An 18,842-nucleotide genomic window follows, 5' to 3' on the forward strand; every position below is an offset into this window, starting at 1 on the left:
CGCGCCGCGCCGACAGGCCGTGCCGGGCCGCTCTCGCGGTCAGGACGCCATCGCACGCCGGATCCACCCCGGCCGGTGCGCCCGCACGCCGAGTGTGATCGCCCGGATGCCGATGTACCCGAACGAGAACGCTGCCCAGAGCGGCACGGGACCGGCGTGGATGCCGCCGGGAGGCGCGGCGCCGGCCCCGTGGGACCCGGTCCCGTGGGACCCGGCCCCCTGCGACACCACCCACAGCAGCGGCAGGTACACGACCAGGTTCACGAGCCCCGCCAGCGCCAGGTACCGCGCGTCGCCGGCACCGATGAGCACGCCGTCGAGCACGAACACGTACCCCGCCACCGGCAGCCCGATCGCGGTCACCACGAGCAGCGCGGGCAGCAGGGACCGGACGGTCGCCGCGTCCGAGAACACCGGCCCGAGCACCCCGCTCAGCGCGGCCGTGATCAGCCCGAGCAGTACCCCGCCCGCGACGCCGAGCACCACGAGGCGCGTCGTCACGAGCCGGACCCGATCCGCCTGCCGTGCTCCGAGCGCGTGCCCGACCAGGGCCTGGCCGGCGATCGCCAGGGCGTCGAGCGCGAACGCCAGGGTCGAGAACACCGTGAGGGCCACCTGCGTCGTCGCGAGTCCGGCGACCCCCAGGCCCGCGGCGACCGACACCGTCGCGAGCATCGCCACCCGGAGCGACGCCGTCCGGAGGAACAGCCACGCGCCGGAGCGGAGCGCCCGCACCACGCCGGAGACCCCGGGGCGCAGCGACGCGCCGGTGGAACGGGCCCCCCGGACCGCGATCACGACGTACACGGCCGCCATCGCCCACTGGACGACCACGGTCCCGAGCGCGGAGCCGGTCACCCCCATCCCGGCCCCGTAGATGAGCACCGCGTTCAGCCCGCCGTTCACGACGAACCCCACCGTCGCCACGACCAACGGCGTGCGCGTGTCCTGGAGGCCCCGCAGCAGCCCGGTGGACGCCGTCACCACGAGGATCCCCGGGAGGCCGACGAGCGACACGAGCAGGTAGGCCGTCGCCGTGGCCGAGACGCCGGTCGACGCGCCGAACAGCCCCACGAGCGGTCGGGCGAGTGGCCACCCGACGAGCGCCAGGACGACCCCGAGTCCGAGCGCGAGCCACATGCCGTCGAGGCCGGCGTGCACAGCGCCCCGGTGGTCGCCGGTTCCGAGCGCCCGGGCGACCGCCGGCGTCGTCGAGTACGCCAGGAACACGAGCAGCCCGGTGGCCGTCTGCAGCACGCTCGACGCCAGTCCCACCGCTGCCAGGGGCGTCGCGCCGAGGTGCCCGACGAGCGCCGTGTCGGTCATGAGGAACAGCGGCTCGACGACGAGCGCGCCGAGGGCCGGCAGCGCCAGCCGGACGATGTCGCGGTCCACCCGGGAGGCGCGGCCCCGCCCGCCCCGTGGCGGACGTCCCGGGGTGGCCGAGCGGGCGGTGTCCTCGGGGCCGGAGTCCGGCGTCACCGCCGGTCGGTCGGCGTGTTCCGCGCGGTCGGCGCGGTCGCGGGTCCGCTCTCGGTGCCGGTGCCGGTGCCGGTGCCGGTGCCGGTGGGGACACCGAGTCCGTCCCGCGGACCGGTGTCGGGCCTCCCGATCGTGTCGGCGACGTCGGCGGCGCCCACCGCGTCCGTCCCGCGTGCCCGACCGATCAGGTCCATGAGGTGGTAGACGACGATCGCGGCGACGGTGCCGATGACGATGCCGCCGAAGGTCGCGCCGCCCACTCCGAACGTGAAGTCCGCGATGCCCATGACGAGCGCGATGCCCGCCGTGAGCTGGTTCTTCGGCCGGGCGAAGTCGACGCGGTTCTCGACCCAGATGCGGATGCCGATGATGCCGATCAGGCCGTAGAGCGCGGTCGTCGCGCCACCGAGCACCCCGGTCGGGACGGTCGCGATGACGGCGCCGATCTTCGGCGACAGCCCGAGCAGGACCGCCACGATCCCCGCGACCCAGTACGCCGCCGTCGAGAACACGCGCGTCGCGGCCATGACGCCGATGTTCTCGCCGTACGTGGTCGTGGCCGAGCCGCCGCCGAGCCCAGCGATGACGGTCGCGACGCCGTCGGCGAGGAGCGCACGCCCCGTGAGCGGGGTGAGGTCCCGTTCGGTGAGCTGCCCCACGCCCTTGACGTGCCCCACGTTCTCGGCGATCAGGGCGAGCACGACCGGGAGGAACCCGAGGTACACGGCGAGGTGCCCGCCGTCGAAGCGCGGCGCGGTGAACGTCGGGAGGCCCACCCAGGCCGCCCGCGCGACCGCCGAGTAGTCGATCTGGCCCGCCAGGACCGCGGCGACGTACCCGACGACCACCCCGACGACGATCGAGAGCCGGCCGATCATGCCCCGGAACAGGACCGTGCACAGCACGATCGCCGCCAGGGTGACGAGCCCGATGACGGGGGACTTCGTGAAGTCCGCCTTCGCCGTCGGGGCGAGGTTGAACCCGATGAGCGCCACGATCGCCCCGCTGACGACGGGTGGCATGAGGACGTCGATCCACCGCGAGCCCGCGAGGTGCACCACGACCCCGACCACGGCGAGCAGCGCACCGACGAGCACGATGCCGGACAGGGCCACCGGGATGCCCCCGACCTTGGTCGCCGCGGCGATCGGGGCGAGGAACGCGAAGGACGACCCGAGGTAGCTCGGCAGCCGGTTGCGCGTCACCACGAGGAACAGCAGCGTGCCGATGCCGCTGAACAGCAGGGTGGTCGACGGCGGGAACCCGGTGATGAGCGGGACGAGGAACGTCGCACCGAACATCGCCACGACGTGCTGGACGCCGAGGCCGACCGTCCGACCCCAGCTGAGGCGTTCCTCGGGGGCGACGATGGTGGTGGCGGAGACCGTCTGGCCGTCCCCGTGGAGCGTCCAGGGAAGAGGCATGGCCGAACCCTACCGGGGCCGGGCCGCAGCCCGGGGGAACGCCATGGGATCGTGGCTATGGTGGTCGGCATGACTGCCGAGCGCGAGCGCCCCTCCGGGATCCAGACCGACGACATCGACGCGACGGTCCGGCCGCAGGACGACCTCTACCGGTACGTCAACGGACGGTGGATCGCCGACACCCCGATCCCGGACGACAAGGCGCGGTACGGCTCGTTCACCGTGCTCGCCGAGGCGGCGGAGGAAGCCGTCCGCTCCATCATCGAGCGGTCGCAGCAGGCCCTCCCGGGGACCGAGGCCCGTAAGGTCGGCGACCTCTACACGAGCTTCATGGACGAGCAGGCGCTCGAGGTCCTCGGCAGCGGCCCCATCGACCCCCTGCTCGGCGAGATCGACCTCGTGCAGGACGTCTCGGACGTGCTGCGACTCGTCGGCCGGTTCGAGCGCCTCGGGGTCTCGAGCTTCGTGCAGCTGTTCGTCGACAACGACCCGGGTGACCCCGAGGCCTACGTCGTGTTCCTGGAGCAGGGCGGGCTCGGGCTGCCGGACGAGTCCTACTACCGCGAGGACCGGTTCGAGGACATCCGCGGTCGCTACCGCGAGTTCGTCGGGGCCATGTTCCCGCTCGCCGGCTTCGACGAGGGCGCGATCCGCACCCAGAACGTCATCGACCTCGAGACCGCGCTCGCTGCGTCCCACTGGGACAACGTCACCACGCGGGACAGCCAGAAGACCTACAACCGCATGAGCTGGGCCGAGGCCGAGGCGCTCGCCGAGGGCGTCCGGCTGTCCGAGTGGGCCGAGGCCGTCGGCGCGCCGGTCGGCGTGTTCGACACGGTGGTCGTCCGCGAGCCGGGCTTCCTGACCGGGCTGGCGCACGAGCTCCGCACGCGGCCCATCGGCGCGTGGAAGGACTGGCTGCGCTGGCAGGTCATCCGGTCCTCGGCGCCCTACCTGACCACGGCGTTCTCGGCCACGAGCTTCTCGTTCTACGGCACCGCACTCACCGGTGCGCTGAAGCAGCGCGACCGCTGGAAGCGCGGCGTCTCGCTCGTCGAGGGCGCGATGGGTGAGGCCGTCGGCAAGATCTACGTGCAGGAGCACTTCGACGAGACCGCGAAGGCCGCCATGGACGCCCTCGTCGCGAACCTCGTCGAGGCGTACCGGCAGAGCATCACGGGCCTCGACTGGATGACCGACGAGACCCGGCAGCGTGCGCTCGACAAGCTCGCCAAGTTCACGCCGAAGATCGGCTACCCCGTCCGGTGGCGCGACTACTCCGCGCTCCAGGTGACGCCGGACGACCTGCTCGGGAACGTCCGCGCCGTCGCGTCGTTCAACGTCGACCGCGAGCTCGGCAAGATCGGCAGGCCGATCGACCGCGACGAGTGGTTCATGACGCCGCAGACGATCAACGCCTACTACAACCCCGGGTTCAACGAGATCGTGTTCCCCGCGGCGATCCTGCAGTTCCCGTTCTTCGACCAGCAGCGCGACGCCGCGGCGAACTACGGGGCCATCGGCGCCGTCATCGGACACGAGATCGGGCACGGGTTCGACGACCAGGGCTCGCAGTACGACGGCGACGGACGCCTCCGCAACTGGTGGACGGAGGCCGACCGCGCCGCGTTCGAGGAGCGCACGAAGGCCCTCATCGCGCAGTACGACGCGCTCGTGCCGACCGAGGTCCCGGACGGCCACGTCAACGGTGCGCTGACGATCGGCGAGAACATCGGTGACCTCGGTGGACTCGCGATCGCGTGGAAGGCCTACCTCATCTCGCTCGACGGCCAGGAGCCCCCGGTGATCGACGGCATGACGGGTGCCCAGCGGTTCTTCCTCAGCTGGGCCCAGTCGTGGCGGATGGCGATCCGCCCGGAAGAGGCCGCGCGCCTGCTCAGCATCGACCCGCACTCCCCGAACGAGTTCCGCTGCAACCAGATCGTGCGGAACATCGACGAGTTCGCGGCGGCCTTCGGGGTCACCGAGGGCGACGCCCTGTACCTCGCTCCGGAGCAGCGCGTCGCCATCTGGTGACGAGCCGCGACCGGTCAACCCCGTCCCGAGGAGCGTGTGGGCCCAGTGGTCGAACGCGACGTGTCGCCCCGGCGGCACCAGGCACGGTCACGTGCCGCCGGGCGGCACCGCGGTGACGTCGAGGCCGCCTTCGCCGCGACGGTCGACGCGCTCGGGTCACTCGCGTACGACGGAGCCCGCGTCAGTGCGTCGGTGATCGACACGACGACGGGGCGAGCCCTGCTCGCGGTCGACGAGCGGGTGGTGCTCCCGGTCGCCGGGGTGGGGAGGCTCCTCCTGCTCATCGAGGTCGCGGCCCAGCTCGAGGAGGGCCGGCTCCACGGCGACCGGCTCCAGCGCATGGCCCGGGACACCGCCGGCGGCCCTGGGCTGTGGCAGTTCCTCCAGGAGCCCACGCTGCAGGTCCCCGACCTCGCGACCCTCGTCGGGGCGACCGCCGACGCCTGGGCGACGAACGCGCTGCTCTCCACCGTCGGCATCGAGGCCGTCCGGCTCCGCGCCGAGTCCCTCGGCGTCGACCGCAGCGCCGTGCTCGACCGCGTGCGCGACCGGCGCGGCCCGGACGACGCACCCGACCAGGCCGTCGCCGCCGCGGCGGAGCTCAGCTGGCTCATGCGGGGTCTGGCGCTCGGCGAGGTCGTCGACGAGGCGACGAGCAACCGCGTGCTCGGCTGGGTGTCGCTCGGGATGGACACCACCCTCGTCGCCGGGGCCTTCGGGCTCGATCCGTTGGCGCACCGCGGGCTCGACCACGGCCTCCAGCTCGTCGCGGTGACCGGGACCGGGCCGGGCATCCGCAGCGAGACCGGCGTGCTGCGCGGGCCGTCGTCGTCCGTCAGCTACGCCGTGACCGTCGGCTTCGAGGACGACTCCCTGCAGCGGCGACTCGCGGTCGTGGAGGCGCTCCGCACGATGGGCGCGGACATCCTCGACCACGTTCACGCCTGACGAGCTCGCCCCGCCCCTTCCGCCTGTTCTCGACGGTGCGGGCGTCGGTCGACAGCGGCACCGTCGAGACAGGGCGGAGAGGGTGTGGGGCCGCTGGTGCGCCGCGGAGGCCGGGACCAGGCGGGAGGGGGAGACTGGCACCGACCGGACGCGGTGCCGACGACGACGCCGGACGGTGACCACGGCCGCCCGTGCGACACGGACGGCCAGGAGGGCGGTTCCCGATGGCTGGCAAGCACGAGCAGACCCGGAACGACGACGGCGGACGCGAGGACGGCCCCGCGGTCGTCGCGGGCGAGTACGTCGACTCCGACATCCCGGGCGAGCAGCCGCAGGCCGACGCCGAGCCGGTGGGGGAGTACGTGAGCAACGACGTCCCCGGCGAGCTGCGGGTGGGCGACACCGACCCCGCGGGCGAGTACGACGACTCCGAGATCCCCGGCGAACCCCGGATCCGGACCGAGGAGCCCATCGGCGCCTACGACGACGCGGACGTCCCGGAGGACCGCGGCGCGTGACTCGCGCCGCCCTCAGTCGACCAGGTCGGCTTCGACCATGCGCCGGAGGGTCTCGACCCCGGCGGGCGGACACCGGTGTGCGTCGGCGGAGGTCACCCAGTCGACGGCGTCCACCTCGGCCGACGGCACGGGCTCCTGGCCGACGAGGGCGGACGGCGCGACGAGGAACAGGTCCATGGCGACGCGCGTGCCCGGCGCCTGGCCGTGTGCGTCCTCGCTGACCGTGCCGAACGGCTGGCAGTCGGCGGGCGTGAGGACGAGCGCGGTCTCCTCACGGGCCTCCCGGACGGCCGCGTCGACGGGCGTCTCGCCCGGTTCCACCTTGCCGCCGGGCAGGTACAGGACGTCGCGACCGCGCGACCGCACCATGAGCACACGGCGGTCGCGGACCACGAGCACCGCGCTCACGCGCAGCGTCCGGGAGGCCGTGCCCGGGTCGGTCGTCAGGACGCGTCCGCCGCGTGGTCGCCGAGGTCGCGGGCGCGCTCGCTCAACGGCACGACGGGCGCCGCCGGTGCCTCGGGCGCGATGCCGAAGAGCGCGTCGACCGCGGCGGTGAAGTCCTCGGCACGGCCCTGCCGACCGAGGTCGCGTGCGCGGACGGACGGGCGGTGCAGGAGCACGCCGGCCAGGTGTCGGAGGGCCTGCTCGGTGCGGTCGGAGGAATCGCCGCGGTCCCGGGCGCGGGCGATCTCGGCGTCGAGGACGTCGAACACGTGCTTGCGGAGCGCGACGAGCGCGGGGGTCGCGGACTGCTCGAGGGCCGCGGTGTGGAAGCGCGTGACGGCGTCGTCGACGATCGCACGGGCCTCCGACTCGGCGTTCAGCTCGGACAGCGGGGCGTGCAGGCTGATGGTCTCGAGGTCGAGCAGCTCGACGCCGTCGACCGATGCGGCCGCCGGGTCGACGTTCCGCGGCAGCCCGAGGTCGATCACGAGCCGACGCCCGGGGTGGTCGAGGTCCGAGGCGCGGACGACGGGCACCTCGCTCGAGGTGCAGGTGATGACGACGTCGCTCGCCGCGGCCGTGCCCGCCAGGTCCGTGACGGGCACCAGGTCGTGCTTGGCGGCGAACACCGGAGCGCGCCCGGACGGCGAGTACACCGCGATGTCGGCGACGCCACGGTCGCGGAGGGCGGCGACCGTCGTGGCGGCGTACCGGCCCGTCCCGACGAGGAGCACGTGGGTGTCGGCCCAGTCCGTGACGCGGGACGACGCGAGCTCGAGCGCGAGACGGACGATGGAGCGACCGGCGGCGCCGATGCGCGTGCGCGTCTTGACGCCGCGCGAGGTGTGGGCGGCCTCTTGGAAGAGTCGTTCGAGGTCCGACGTCGTGGTGCCGGCGGCACGGGCGCCCTCGAGCGCGCGACGCACCTGACCCGAGATCTCGGTCTCGCCGACGACGACGGACTCGAGACCGCTCGAGACGGCGAAGAGGTGGTGGACGACGTCGACGCCGTCGAGCACGCGGACGGAGGCGCGGACGTCGTCGGCGGCGAGGTCGCTGGCGGCGCTCACCGCGTCGATCGTGGCCGCGACGGCGGAGTCGCGGTCGCCCGCGACGTCGAGGTAGGCCTCGAACCGGTTGCAGGTCGCCAGGACCACGGCGCCGTCGAGGACGTCCGATCCGCTCACGAGACCGTCCGCGGCAGCCGGTGCTCCGATGCTCAGTCGCTCCAGGAGGTCGAAGCTGGCGTTGCGATGCGACGCCGTGAGACAGATGAGCACGTACTCGATGGTACCGCGGCACGCCGACGGCCGGGGTCAGCGAGGGTCCCCCGGGCTGAGGACACGGCAAGGTGTGCACGGCGAGCGGGTGGGAGACTGGGCGCGTGATCGACTCCACGACCGTCGCGTTGCCCCCGACGCACCCGCTCGCCGACGGCCGGACCGCGGATGCCCCGCTCGTCCGGGCGCTCCGCGGGGACCGCCCCGAGCGCCTGCCGGTGTGGTTCATGCGGCAGGCCGGGCGGTCGCTGCCCGAGTACCGGGAGCTCCGTGTCGGCACCGCGATGCTCGACGCCTGCCTCGACCCGGCGATGGCGTCCGAGATCACCCTGCAGCCGGTCCGGCGCCACGGCGTCGACGCGGGCATCTTCTTCAGCGACATCGTCGTCCCGATCAAGCTCGCGGGCGTCGACGTCGACATCGTCCCCGGTCGGGGTCCGGTGCTCGGCCGGCCGATCCGCACCGCGGCGGACGTCGCGGCGCTCGAGTCCCTCGACCCGAGTGCCCTCACCCCGATCGCGGAGGCCGTGGCCCGGACCGTCGCGGAGCTCGGCACGACGCCGCTCATCGGGTTCGCCGGGGCCCCCTTCACGCTCGCCGCCTACCTCGTCGAGGGCGGCCCGAGCAAGGACCACATCCGTGCGCGGACCCTCATGCACGCCGACCCCGAGACCTGGGACCGCCTGCTCGGATGGGCAGCGGACGTCTCGGGGGTGTTCCTCCGCGCGCAGGTGCTCGCCGGCGCGTCCGCGGCGCAGCTGTTCGACTCCTGGGTCGGGTCGCTGTCCCGCGCCGACTACACGGCGCGGGTCGCCCCACACTCCGCGCGGGCCCTGGCGCACGTGGCCGACCTCGGTGTGCCGACGATCCACTTCGGTGTCGGCAGTGGCGAGGTGCTCGCCGACATGGCGGCCGTCGGGGCCGATGCGGTCGGCGTCGACTGGCGGATCCCCCTCGACGACGCCGCGCGCCGCGTGGCCGACGCCGACGTGACCCTGCAGGGCAACATCGACCCCGCGATGCTCGCCGCGCCGTGGCCGGTGCTCGAGGCCCACGTGCGGGACGTCGTGGCGCGCGGTGGTGCCGCGCGTGCGCACGTCGTGAACCTCGGGCACGGCGTGCCACCCGAGACGGACCCCACGGTGCTGACGCGCGTCGTCGGCCTCGTGCACGACCTCGGCGACGGCCGCCCGACCGGCGACGGCCGCACGACCGGTGCCGGCCGCAGCGCGCACGAGGGGCTCGGCGCATGACCGCCGTCGTGGTGGTCGGCGGCGGCGTGGGCGGCCTCGTCGCCGCGCGTGACCTCGCCAAGGGCGGCGCCGACGTGGTGCTCGTCGAGGCGTCCGACCGGCTCGGCGGGATCGTCGACCGGCACACGGTGGCGGGCATCGAGCTCGACCTCGGCGCGGAGTCGTTCGCGACCCGCGGGGACACCGTCGGCACGCTGGCGATCGAGCTCGGCCTCGGCAACGAGATCGTGACCCCGGACCCCCGCGGTGCCTGGCTCATGACGCGTGACGGACGGGTGGCACCGCTCCCGCAGGCGGGCCTCCTCGGGATCCCGGGGAGCCCGACGGCGGCGGACGTCATCGCGGTCGTGGGCACGTCGGGGGCCCTGCGCGCGCAGATGGACTCGCTGCTGCCCGGACCGGTGGGCGCGAAGGCCCGGACGCTCGGCGAGCTCGTGCGTCGACGCATGGGGGACCGCGTCCTCGACGACCTCGTCGTGCCGGTCGCGGCGGGGGTGCACTCGACCCACCCGGACGAGCTCGACCTCGACCGCGTCGCGCCGGGCCTCCGCGCCGCCCTCCTGCGCGAGGGGTCGCTCGGCCGGGCGGTCCTGGCGCAGCGGGCCAAGGCGCCGGCGGGGTCGGCGGTCGCGGGGATCCGTGGTGGCATCGCCCGGCTCGTCGACGAGCTCGTGGCGGACCTCGACACGTACGGGGTCGACGTCCGTCTCGGCACCCGCGCCGTCCGGATCGACCGCACGGCGGTGGACGTCGTCCCCGTCGACGACGGCAGCGGCACGGGACGCCCGGGTCCGGCCGAGCGGCTGGTGGCGGACCACGTCGTCGCGGACGTCGCGGACCCGTCCCGGCTCGTCGGCCAGCGGGACGCGGCGATCGAACTCGTCACCCTCGTGGTGGACCAGCCGGACCTCGACGCGGCGCCCCGCGGCACCGGGATGCTCGTGCACCCGGACGCCGAGCGCGTGCGGGCGAAGGCGATCACGCACGCGACCGTCAAGTGGCCCTGGCTCGCCGAGCGCGCGGGCGGACGGCACGTCCTCCGGCTCAGCTACGCGCTGTCCGCGCGCGACGGGGCGGACGCCATCGGTGTCGGCACGAGCCTGGCGGTGGACCCGGACAGCGCCGTCGCCGAGACCGCCACCGCGGACGCCGCCGCGCTGCTCGGGGTGCCGATCGACGCGGGCGTCGTGATCGGCGCCGCCCGGGTCCGCTGGCGTGCTCCGGACACCGAGCCGGCCGGCCTCGCCGAGGGTGTGCTCGGCGTCGGCGAGGCGAGCGTCGGCCGGGGTCTGGCCGGTGTCGTCGCGACGAGCAGGTCGGTGGCCGCCGGCATCCTCGACGCCTGACCGAACCGGCAGGGCGGCCGGGGGCTACTGTGGGCGGAGTCCCGTCCGTTCGCCGATGCATACCGCTCGGCGCATGCCACAACCGAGAGGTCCCAACATGCGAGGCAGACTGATCTTCCTGACCGGCGTCGGAGTCGGCTACGTGCTCGGCGCCCGGGCCGGACGTGCGCGGTACGAGCAGATCCGCTCGGCGACCACGCGCGTCTGGAACAGCGACGGCGTGCAGAAGCAGGTGCACACCATCGAGGACTTCATCGCCGACCGGACGCCCGACGTCGCGGACTTCATCGGTGAGACCACGAAGAAGGTCGTGCGCAAGGCCGGGCCCAAGGGCTCGGGCGGCTCCTCGGAGTCCTGACCGTCCGAACGGCCGAGGCACCGTGACCCCGGTGCCGGAAGGAGCAAGCACGATGTCCGATACCCGAAGCGGTGAACGCCGCTCGCGGTCGTTGTTCGGCCTGGTCAGCGACGTCCCGCGGCTGGTCCGCGAACTCGTCAGGGGCGAGCTCGCGCTGCTCAAGGCGGAGATGCTCCAGAAGGCGAAGATCTTCGCGTTCGCGGCGGCGTTCCTCATCGTCGCGGTCGTGATCCTGTTCTACGCGATCGGCGTGTTCCTGACGGCGGCGGTCCTCGGTCTCGCCACGGTGATGCCGGGCTGGCTCGCGGCGATCATCGTCGCGGTCGTGCTGCTCATCATCGCCGCGGTCCTCGGACTGCTGGGGTACCGCCGGATCAAGACCGGCCTCCCGCCGCTGCCGGCGCGCACGATCCAGAGCGTGAAGAACGACGTCAACGCCGTCCGCGGCATGGGCCGCAAGCCGAAGCCGCCGGTGCAGCAGAGCAGCCGCCGGCCGGACGTCGACGGCACCTTCTGAGACGGGACGACCAGTGAGCGACACCCACGACAACGGACCCGACTTCGCCGCGCTCGACCGCCGCGTGGCGGCCACCCGCGCGCAGCTGTTCGACACCCTCGACGCGATCGAGGACTGGTTCGACGTGCCGAAGCAGCTCGGCGTGGCGGTGCGCCGCACGCGGCAGGGGTTCGAGGACCACCCCGTCCCCTACCTGGCAGCCTTCGCAGGGGGCGCCCTGGTCGTCGGGGGTATCGTCGTCTCGGTGATCCGCCGCCGGTAGGCACCGGCCGGGGTCACCCGCCCCACACGGCCCGCGCCCGGGCAGCGTGCGCGCCACCGCGACAGCAGTGGTGAGCGACACGCGGAGCAGTGCGCTGGGTGTGCGGCAACGGAGCCGAGGCGACCACCATCCGACCGAAGGACAATGGATCCCATGAGTTCCAGCGCGCCCGCGCACAGCACCGAACCCTCCGCCTCGCCGTCCGACTCCGGCATCGACGAGACCCTCCTGACCGCCTACACGCTGTGGGCGGTCTTCCGGCGTCCGGTGGGCGCCGTCGCTCCCTTCGCGGCGGACGCCGTGCCGGAGCTCGACGCCGCGGTCGCGCGGGCGGCCGAGCACGGCGTCACCGTGCGCGGCTTCTACGACGTCTCCGGGTTCCGCGCCGACGCCGACCTCATGGTGTGGCTGCACGGCGACGACGCCCAGGCGATCCAGGCCGCGCTCCGCGACCTCCGCCGCACGGCACTCCTGGTGGAGGCCGCTCCGGTGTGGCACGCGATGGGCATGCACCGCGACGCCGAGTTCAACAAGCGGCACACGCCGGCGTTCCTGCGCGGCAAGGACCCGGAGGCCTGGCTGACGGTCTACCCGTTCGTGCGGTCCTACGAGTGGTACCTCCTGCCCGAGGAGGACCGCCGCCAGATGCTCGCGGACCACGGCCGGCAGGGGGCGAAGTTCCGCCGCGTGCTCACGAACACGGTCGCGAGTTTCGCGCTCGGCGACTACGAGTGGATCCTGCCGCTCGAGTCCCCCGAGCTCGTCGACCTCGTCGACCTCATGCGGGACCTCCGGTACACGGAGGCCCGGCGCCACGTGCGCGAGGAGGTCCCGTTCTTCACGGGCCGCCGCATCGAAACCACCGAACTCCCGGAGGTCCTGTCGTGACCGAGATCACCGACACCCCCAGCGCGACCGGCATCACGAACGGTCAGGCCGTCCTGGCGGCCACGCCGGCCGCCGCGGGCGGCCCGGAGCACGTGAGCGAACCGACCGCGTACGACGCGATCCTCCTCGCCGGGTTCGGCGGACCGGAGGGACAAGAGGACGTCATCCCGTTCCTCCGCAACGTCACGCGCGGGCGCGGGATCCCGGACGAGCGGCTCGAGGAGGTCGCGCACCACTACCGGCACTTCGGCGGTGTGAGCCCGATCAACGCGCAGAACCGCGCGCTCAAGGCCGCGCTCGAGGCCGAGTTGGCCCGGCGGGGGATCGACCTGCCGGTGCTCTGGGGCAACCGGAACTGGGCGCCCTACCTCGAGGACGCCGTCCAGGAGGCCGCCGCCGAGGGCGCCACGAACCTCATCGCGATCGCCACGAGCGCCTACAGCTCCTACTCGAGCTGCCGGCAGTACCGCGAGGACTTCGCGCGCGTGCTCGATGCGACGGAGCTCATGGACACCGTGCGGATCGACAAGGTGCGCCAGTTCTTCGACCACCCCGGGTTCGTCCGGCCGTTCGTCGACGGCGTCCGCGACGGCATCGCACGGGCGATCGCCGAGAACGAGGGCCTCGACGTCGGGACGGAACTCCGGGTGCTCTTCTCGACGCACTCGATCCCGTCGAGCGACGCGGCACGCTCCGGCCCCGACTTCCGGGGCTTCGGGGAGCACGGCGCGTACGAGGCGCAGCACGAGGCCGTGGCCGAGGTCGTCCTCGACGCCGCATGGGCCGAGCTCCTCGCGTCGCCCGAGGGCGCCGCGCTCCAGGGCTCGTCGAAGCCCGCCTGGAAACTCGTCTACCAGTCACGGTCGGGGCCGCCGAGCATGCCGTGGCTCGAGCCGGACATCAACGACTACATGAACGAGGAGCTCGCGGGCGGTCCCACCCGTGCCGTGCTCATCGTCCCGCTCGGCTTCGTCAGCGACCACATGGAGGTCATGTGGGACCTCGACGAGGAGGCCACGGAGACGGCGCAGGAGCTCGGCTTCTGGTCGATCCGGACGCCCACGCCGGGGGTCGACCCCGCGTACGTCGCCGGTCTCGTCGACCTCGTGCTCGAGCGCGTGCAGGGCACCCCGGTCGCCGACCGCCCGCACCTCACCGACATCGGCCCCTGGTACGACGTCTGCCGCCCGGGGTGCTGTGAGAACGTGCGTGCCGGGTTCAAGCCGGCGGTCGCCGGGCTCGCGCCGTGAGCCCCGAGGCCGAGGCGGGACCCACCCCGATCCGCGTCGGGACCCGCGGCAGCGCGCTCGCGCTCGCGCAGTCGCAGGCTGCGGCCGCCGCGCTCGGCAAGGCGGCGGGTCGGCCCGTCGAGCTCGTCACCGTGCACAGCGAGGGCGACCGGACGAGTGAGTCCCTGGCGACCCTCGGTGGCACGGGCGTGTTCGCGTCCGCGCTCCGCGAGGCCCTGGTCGCCGGCGAGGTCGACGTCCTCGTCCACTCGCTCAAGGACCTGCCGACAGCGCCGTACCCCGGCCTGCGGATCGGCGCGGTGCCCCGCCGTGCGGACGCCCGTGACGCCCTCTGCGCCCGCGACGGTCTGACGCTCGAGACCCTGCCCGAGGGCGCGCGGGTCGGCACGGGATCGCCGCGCCGGGCCGCGCAGCTCCGCCGTCGTCGCCCGGACGTCGAGATCGTCGACATCCGCGGGAACGTCGACACGCGCCTCGGCCGGGTCGGGGTCGACCTCGACGCGGTCATGCTGTCCGCCGCCGGCTTGGGGCGCCTCGGTCGTCTCGCCGACGCCACCGAGCTCATCGGCCTCGGCTTCTGGCCGACCGCGCCCGGGCAGGGGGCGCTGGCGATCGAGGTCCGTGGAGACCAGGGCGACCGCGCGCTCGAGCGGGGCCTCCGCGGCATCGAGCACGCGGAGTCCCGGCTCACGGTCACCGCCGAGCGCGAGGTCCTCGCCCGCCTCGAGGCCGGCTGCACCGCTCCGATCGGGGCACACGCGGTCGTCGACGCGGAGCTCCTGCTCGTGAGCGCGACCGTGTACCGGCCCGACGGCACCGAGTACCGCACCGCGTCGCACGGCGCACACCTCGAGCCCGGCCCCGCGCACGAGCGCCTCGACGAGGCCCGCGACGTCGCCCGCCGGGTCGCCGAGGAGCTCCTGGCGAACGGCGCCGCCGATCTCGCCGACTTCCACCTGAGCAGCGAGTAGGCACCGACCACGGCCAGCACGAGCGACACCGGCGCCGGAACTCCCGCGACGAGCACGGGCGTGCGCGCCGGCGGCGGTCCGGCGGCCCGGGACGCCCGGCGTCCCACCGTGCTCGTCCCGCGCGGCGGCACCTGGGGCGAGCGGGTCGCCCGGGAGGCCCGGCACCGGGCCCTGGAACCGCTCGTCGTCCCGCTCATCACCGACACCGACCCCGCCGACCCCGCCGCGTTCGCGGCCGCCGTCGACGCCCTCGCCGCCGGGACGTACGCCTGGATCGTCGTGACGAGTGCGACGGCGGTGCGGCGCGTGGCGGAGCGGTTGTCGGGCCTCCCGGCCGGAACGCGGGTGGCGGCCGTGGGCCAGGCGACCGCGGCGGCGTGTACCGACGTCGGGTGGCGGGTCGACCTGGTGCCGGCCGCGGCGTCAGCGGCCGAGCTGGCCGCCGTGGTGCCGGGCACGGCGGGCCGGGTGCTGTTCCCGCGGAGCGCGATCGCGGCCCCGACGCTCGTCGCGGGGCTGCGTGCCCGCGGCCTCGACGTGGACGACGTCGAGGCGTACCGTACCGTGGGGACCGGCACCGGACCGGTCGTGGTGCCCCGCCCACCGGACGCCGTGCTCGTCACGAGCGGCAGTGTCGCGGGCGAGGTCGCGGCCCGGCTCGTCCCGCTCGACGACCGGACCCGGCTCGTGTGCATCGGGCCCGGGACCGCCGCCGACGCCCGCGCGCTCGGCCTCCCCGTCCACGGCGTCGCCGCCGCCCGGACCACCGCATCGTTGCTCGACGCCGTCGTCGAGGTCCTCGCCCCGCTCCTCGACACACAACCAGGAAGGTGACCGTGTCCGCACCCCACTCCCCCGTCGGCCAGTTCCCCCAGGTGCGCCCGCGCCGTCTCCGCGCGACGCCCGCGATGCGTCGGCTCGTGGCCGAGACCCGTCTGCACCCCGCCGAGCTGATCCTGCCGATGTTCATCCGCGAGGGCGCCGACGCCGCGGTGCCGATCACGAGCATGCCCGGGGTGGAGCAGCACTCGCTCGACTCGTTCCGGCGCGCGCTCGTCGAGGCCGCCGAGGTCGGTATCGGCGGCGTGAACCTCTTCGGCGTGCCGCAGCACAAGGACGCCACCGGTTCGGGCGCGACCGACCCGGACGGCATCCTCAACGTGGCGATCCGCGTGGCGAAGGAGGAAGTGGGCGACGCGCTCGTGGTCCAGTCCGACCTGTGCCTCGACGAGTTCACCGACCACGGTCACTGCGGGGTGCTCGCTGCGGACGGCTCGGTCGACAACGACGCGACGCTCGAGCGCTACCGCGACATGGCGGTGGCCCAGGCCGAGGCCGGCGCCGAGCTCGTGTGCATGAGCGGGATGATGGACGGCCAGATCGCCGCCGCCCGCGACGCGTTGGACGGCGCAGGTCACCCGGGCACGGCCCTCCTGGCGTACGCGGCGAAGTACGCGAGCGCGTTCTACGGGCCGTTCCGCGAGGCCGTCGCGTCGACGCTCGTCGGCGACCGCCGCACCTACCAGATCGACTCCGGCAACGGGCGTGAGGGCCTGCGCGAGGTCGAGCTCGACATCGAGGAGGGCGCGGACGTCGTCATGGTGAAGCCCGCGATGAGCTACCTCGACGTGCTCGCCGCCGCCAAGGCGATCTCGCCGGTGCCGGTGTGGGCGTACCAGATCAGCGGCGAGTACGCGATGATCACGGCGGCCGCGCAGAACGGCTGGATCGACCGCGACGCCGCCGCGATGGAGAGCGTCCTCGGCATCAAGCGTGCCGGTGCGGACGCGATCCTGACCTACTTCGCCGTCGACCTGGCGAAGCGGCTGCGCCAGGAGTCCGGTGCGAGCGGCCGGGTCAGCGGCGCCACCCCGGCGGCCGGTGCCGAGACCGTGGAACTCTCGAGCGTGGGGAAGTCGACCCGATGACGACGAACGACGAGCTGTTCGGTCGCGCGAAGCACGCGATCCCCGGCGGCGTGAACTCCCCGGTGCGGGCCTACGGCTCGGTCGGCGGGACGCCCCGCTTCCTCGTGGCCGCGCAGGGGCCGTACGTCACCGACGCCGAGGGGCGTGAGTACGTCGACCTCGTGGCGTCGTGGGGTCCGGCGATCCTCGGGCACGCCCACCCCGGCACGGTCGCCGCTGTGCAGGAGGCCGCTGGCCGCGGGCTCTCGTTCGGTGCCTCCACGCCGGGCGAGACCGAGCTCGCGGAACTCGTCGAGCAGCGCGTCCGCGTCGGCGGCGCCGGTCCGATCGAGAAGCTCCGGCTCGTCTCGACCGGGACCGAGGCGACGATGACCGCGATCCGCCTGGCCCGTGGCTACACCGGCCGGGACCTGCTCGTGAAGTTCGCGGGGCACTACCACGGCCACTCGGACTCCCTGCTCGCCGAGGCCGGGTCGGGGGTGGCGACGCTCGCACTGCCCGGATCCGCCGGCATCACCGCCGAGACCGCCGCGCAGACCCTCGTGCTGCCCTACAACGACCTCGACGCCGTCCGCGCCGCGTTCGACGAACACCACGAGCGGATCGCCGCGGTGATCGTCGAGGCCGCCGCCGCGAACATGGGCGTGCTCGCGCCCGAGTCGGGGTTCAACCGGGCGCTCGCGCAGATCGTGCAGGAGCAGGGCGCGCTGCTCATCCTCGACGAGGTCCTCACCGGGTTCCGCGTCGGCCCGGCCGGGTGGTGGGGGCTCGAGGCCGCCGGTGTCGTCCCCGACGGTACCGGATGGCAGCCCGACCTCATCACGTTCGGCAAGGTCGTCGGCGGCGGGATGCCCCTGGCGGCCCTGGGCGGTCGGGCCGAGGTCATGGACTTCCTGGCGCCGCTCGGTCCCGTGTACCAGGCGGGGACCCTGTCCGGGAACCCGCTCGCCGTCGCGGCCGGGCTCGCCACGCTCCGCGCCGCCGACGACGCCGTGTACGCGCACCTCGACCGCACCGCCGACCTGCTGTCCGGCGCGGTCTCCGCGGCGCTGACCGCCGAGGGCGTCGTCCACACCGTGCAGCGCGCGGGGAACCTGTTCTCGTTCGCGTTCACCGCCGAGCCGCCGCGGACCTACGACGACGTCCGTGCGCAGGAGGCCTGGCGGTACCCGCCGTTCTTCCACGCCATGCTCGACGCGGGCGTCACGCTGCCGCCGAGCGTGTTCGAGGCGTGGTTCCTGACGGCCGCGCACGACGACCGCGCCATCGGTCGCGTCCTGGAGGCCCTGCCCGCCGCCGCCAGGGCCGCTGCCGCCGCGTCGGCGTAGGCAGGGCCGGGAGCGGGCCGCTGGTCGGCCGGTCGCCCGTCGCGGGTCGGCCGGCCCTGTCGCGAACGCCTCCGTTGTGTCAGTCTGGGGATCCCATGGACGCCGCCGCCGAGGACCTGACCGCCGTGCTCCCGCCGTCGGCTGCCGTGCTCGCCTCGCGGGCGATGCTCGGGATCGTCGCCGCCTCGCTCGAGTCCGCGCTCGAGCAGGTGACCGTCCCGCAGCTCCGGATCCTCGTGGTGCTCGTGGCGCGTGGGCCGGTCCGCGCGGGGGTCCTCGCCGAGGAGACCGGTGCGAGTCCGTCGACGCTCACGCGGACGGTCGACCGCCTGGAGCGGGACGGCTGGGTCCGGCGGAACAGCGCGCCGAGTTCCCGCCGCGAGACCCTGGTGGTGCCGACGCGACGGGCGATCGCGCTCGTCGAGGACGTGACGCGCCGGCGGACCGAGGGGATCGAGCGGGTCCTGGCCCGGCTGTCCGACCAGGATCGGGCGGCCGTCGTGCGCGGATTCGACCTGTTCAGCGGAGCCGCCGGCGAGTTCGACCGGCGGCGGCTGCTCGGGCTCGGCATCGGCGACGAGCGCAGCTGACGGATGCCGGAGCGC

The 18,842-nt window shown here is 74.2% G+C and carries 19 protein-coding genes; 15 read left to right on the forward strand and 4 right to left on the reverse strand.

What is annotated here, in order from left to right; genetic code table 11:
- Positions 1-39 precede the first annotated feature (39 nt).
- Both DEI88_RS00275 and DEI88_RS00280 read right to left on the reverse strand, forming a co-directional pair.
- Positions 40-1,482, reverse strand: a complete 1,443-nt coding sequence (locus DEI88_RS00275; RefSeq protein WP_258375040.1) for an MATE family efflux transporter — start codon at positions 1,480-1,482, stop codon at positions 40-42.
- A complete protein-coding gene (locus DEI88_RS00280) occupies positions 1,479-2,906 on the reverse strand; it encodes a uracil-xanthine permease family protein (protein WP_111071986.1) in 1,428 nt (475 codons plus the stop codon). Before DEI88_RS00280 ends, DEI88_RS00275 begins: the two co-directional genes overlap by 4 nt.
- A gap of 69 nt (positions 2,907-2,975) precedes the next feature.
- On the opposite strand from DEI88_RS00280, the gene DEI88_RS00285 reads away from it, so the two are divergent.
- From DEI88_RS00285 to DEI88_RS00295, 3 genes are all read left to right on the forward strand, one after another.
- Positions 2,976-4,943: a M13 family metallopeptidase gene (locus DEI88_RS00285; RefSeq protein WP_111072045.1), complete on the forward strand. Its 1,968-nt coding sequence runs from the start codon at positions 2,976-2,978 to the stop codon at positions 4,941-4,943.
- A gap of 45 nt (positions 4,944-4,988) precedes the next feature.
- Positions 4,989-5,891, forward strand: coding sequence for a serine hydrolase (locus tag DEI88_RS00290; protein ID WP_111026557.1), 903 nt, complete (start codon positions 4,989-4,991; stop codon positions 5,889-5,891).
- Positions 5,892-6,115: 224 nt separating this feature from the next.
- Positions 6,116-6,409 (forward strand): hypothetical protein, encoded by a 294-nt coding sequence (locus DEI88_RS00295; protein ID WP_111071987.1) that lies wholly within the window; start codon positions 6,116-6,118, stop codon positions 6,407-6,409.
- 12 nt (positions 6,410-6,421) lie between these two features.
- Here the strand turns inward: DEI88_RS00295 and DEI88_RS00300 are convergent, their stop codons facing one another.
- On the reverse strand, positions 6,422-6,817 hold the full coding sequence (locus DEI88_RS00300) for an NUDIX hydrolase (protein ID WP_111071988.1): 396 nt from the start codon (positions 6,815-6,817) through the stop codon (positions 6,422-6,424).
- A gap of 35 nt (positions 6,818-6,852) precedes the next feature.
- Positions 6,853-8,136: a glutamyl-tRNA reductase gene (locus DEI88_RS00305; RefSeq protein WP_111071989.1), complete on the reverse strand. Its 1,284-nt coding sequence runs from the start codon at positions 8,134-8,136 to the stop codon at positions 6,853-6,855.
- Positions 8,137-8,240: 104 nt separating this feature from the next.
- Here DEI88_RS00305 and hemE point away from each other — a divergent pair, with 104 nt between their 5' ends.
- The 12 genes from hemE (at position 8,241) to DEI88_RS00365 (ending at position 18,827) form a co-directional block, all read left to right on the forward strand.
- Positions 8,241-9,389, forward strand: a complete 1,149-nt coding sequence (hemE, locus tag DEI88_RS00310) for a uroporphyrinogen decarboxylase (RefSeq protein ID WP_258375041.1) — start codon at positions 8,241-8,243, stop codon at positions 9,387-9,389.
- Entirely contained in the window at positions 9,386-10,735 is a 1,350-nt protein-coding gene (locus DEI88_RS00315; RefSeq protein ID WP_111010350.1) for a protoporphyrinogen/coproporphyrinogen oxidase, read from the forward strand. Before hemE ends, DEI88_RS00315 begins: the two co-directional genes overlap by 4 nt.
- Before the next feature lie 97 nt (positions 10,736-10,832).
- Positions 10,833-11,093 carry a hypothetical protein gene (locus DEI88_RS00320; protein ID WP_111010349.1) on the forward strand — a complete coding sequence of 87 codons (261 nt, stop codon included), beginning with the start codon at positions 10,833-10,835 and terminating at the stop codon, positions 11,091-11,093.
- 52 nt (positions 11,094-11,145) lie between these two features.
- Positions 11,146-11,610: a phage holin family protein gene (locus tag DEI88_RS00325; protein WP_111011966.1), complete on the forward strand. Its 465-nt coding sequence runs from the start codon at positions 11,146-11,148 to the stop codon at positions 11,608-11,610.
- A 13-nt stretch (positions 11,611-11,623) separates the two neighbouring features.
- Entirely contained in the window at positions 11,624-11,872 is a 249-nt protein-coding gene (locus DEI88_RS00330; protein ID WP_111071990.1) for a hypothetical protein, read from the forward strand.
- 153 nt (positions 11,873-12,025) lie between these two features.
- Positions 12,026-12,760, forward strand: a complete 735-nt coding sequence (hemQ, locus tag DEI88_RS00335; RefSeq protein ID WP_111026561.1) for a hydrogen peroxide-dependent heme synthase — start codon at positions 12,026-12,028, stop codon at positions 12,758-12,760.
- Positions 12,757-14,010, forward strand: coding sequence for a ferrochelatase (locus tag DEI88_RS00340; protein ID WP_375342171.1), 1,254 nt, complete (start codon positions 12,757-12,759; stop codon positions 14,008-14,010). The genes hemQ and DEI88_RS00340 overlap by 4 nt, the downstream gene beginning before the upstream one ends.
- Positions 14,007-14,981, forward strand: a complete 975-nt coding sequence (hemC, locus tag DEI88_RS00345) for a hydroxymethylbilane synthase (protein ID WP_111035726.1) — start codon at positions 14,007-14,009, stop codon at positions 14,979-14,981. The genes DEI88_RS00340 and hemC overlap by 4 nt, the downstream gene beginning before the upstream one ends.
- Before the next feature lie 60 nt (positions 14,982-15,041).
- Positions 15,042-15,815, forward strand: a complete 774-nt coding sequence (locus DEI88_RS00350) for a uroporphyrinogen-III synthase (protein ID WP_111035725.1) — start codon at positions 15,042-15,044, stop codon at positions 15,813-15,815.
- The gene (hemB, locus tag DEI88_RS00355; RefSeq protein WP_375334605.1) at positions 15,812-16,909 is read left to right on the forward strand and encodes a porphobilinogen synthase; all 1,098 of its coding nucleotides are present in this window, start codon (positions 15,812-15,814) and stop codon (positions 16,907-16,909) included. Before DEI88_RS00350 ends, hemB begins: the two co-directional genes overlap by 4 nt.
- Complete coding sequence (gene hemL / locus DEI88_RS00360) at positions 16,906-18,237, forward strand: glutamate-1-semialdehyde 2,1-aminomutase (RefSeq protein WP_111071991.1); 1,332 nt, start codon at positions 16,906-16,908, stop codon at positions 18,235-18,237. Before hemB ends, hemL begins: the two co-directional genes overlap by 4 nt.
- A gap of 95 nt (positions 18,238-18,332) precedes the next feature.
- A complete protein-coding gene (locus DEI88_RS00365) occupies positions 18,333-18,827 on the forward strand; it encodes a MarR family winged helix-turn-helix transcriptional regulator (RefSeq protein ID WP_111071992.1) in 495 nt (164 codons plus the stop codon).
- Positions 18,828-18,842 lie beyond the last annotated feature (15 nt).

Origin of the sequence: Curtobacterium sp. MCBD17_003 (assembly GCF_003234885.2) — a bacterium.
In the GTDB taxonomy this organism is placed as follows: Bacteria; Actinomycetota; Actinomycetes; order Actinomycetales; family Microbacteriaceae; genus Curtobacterium.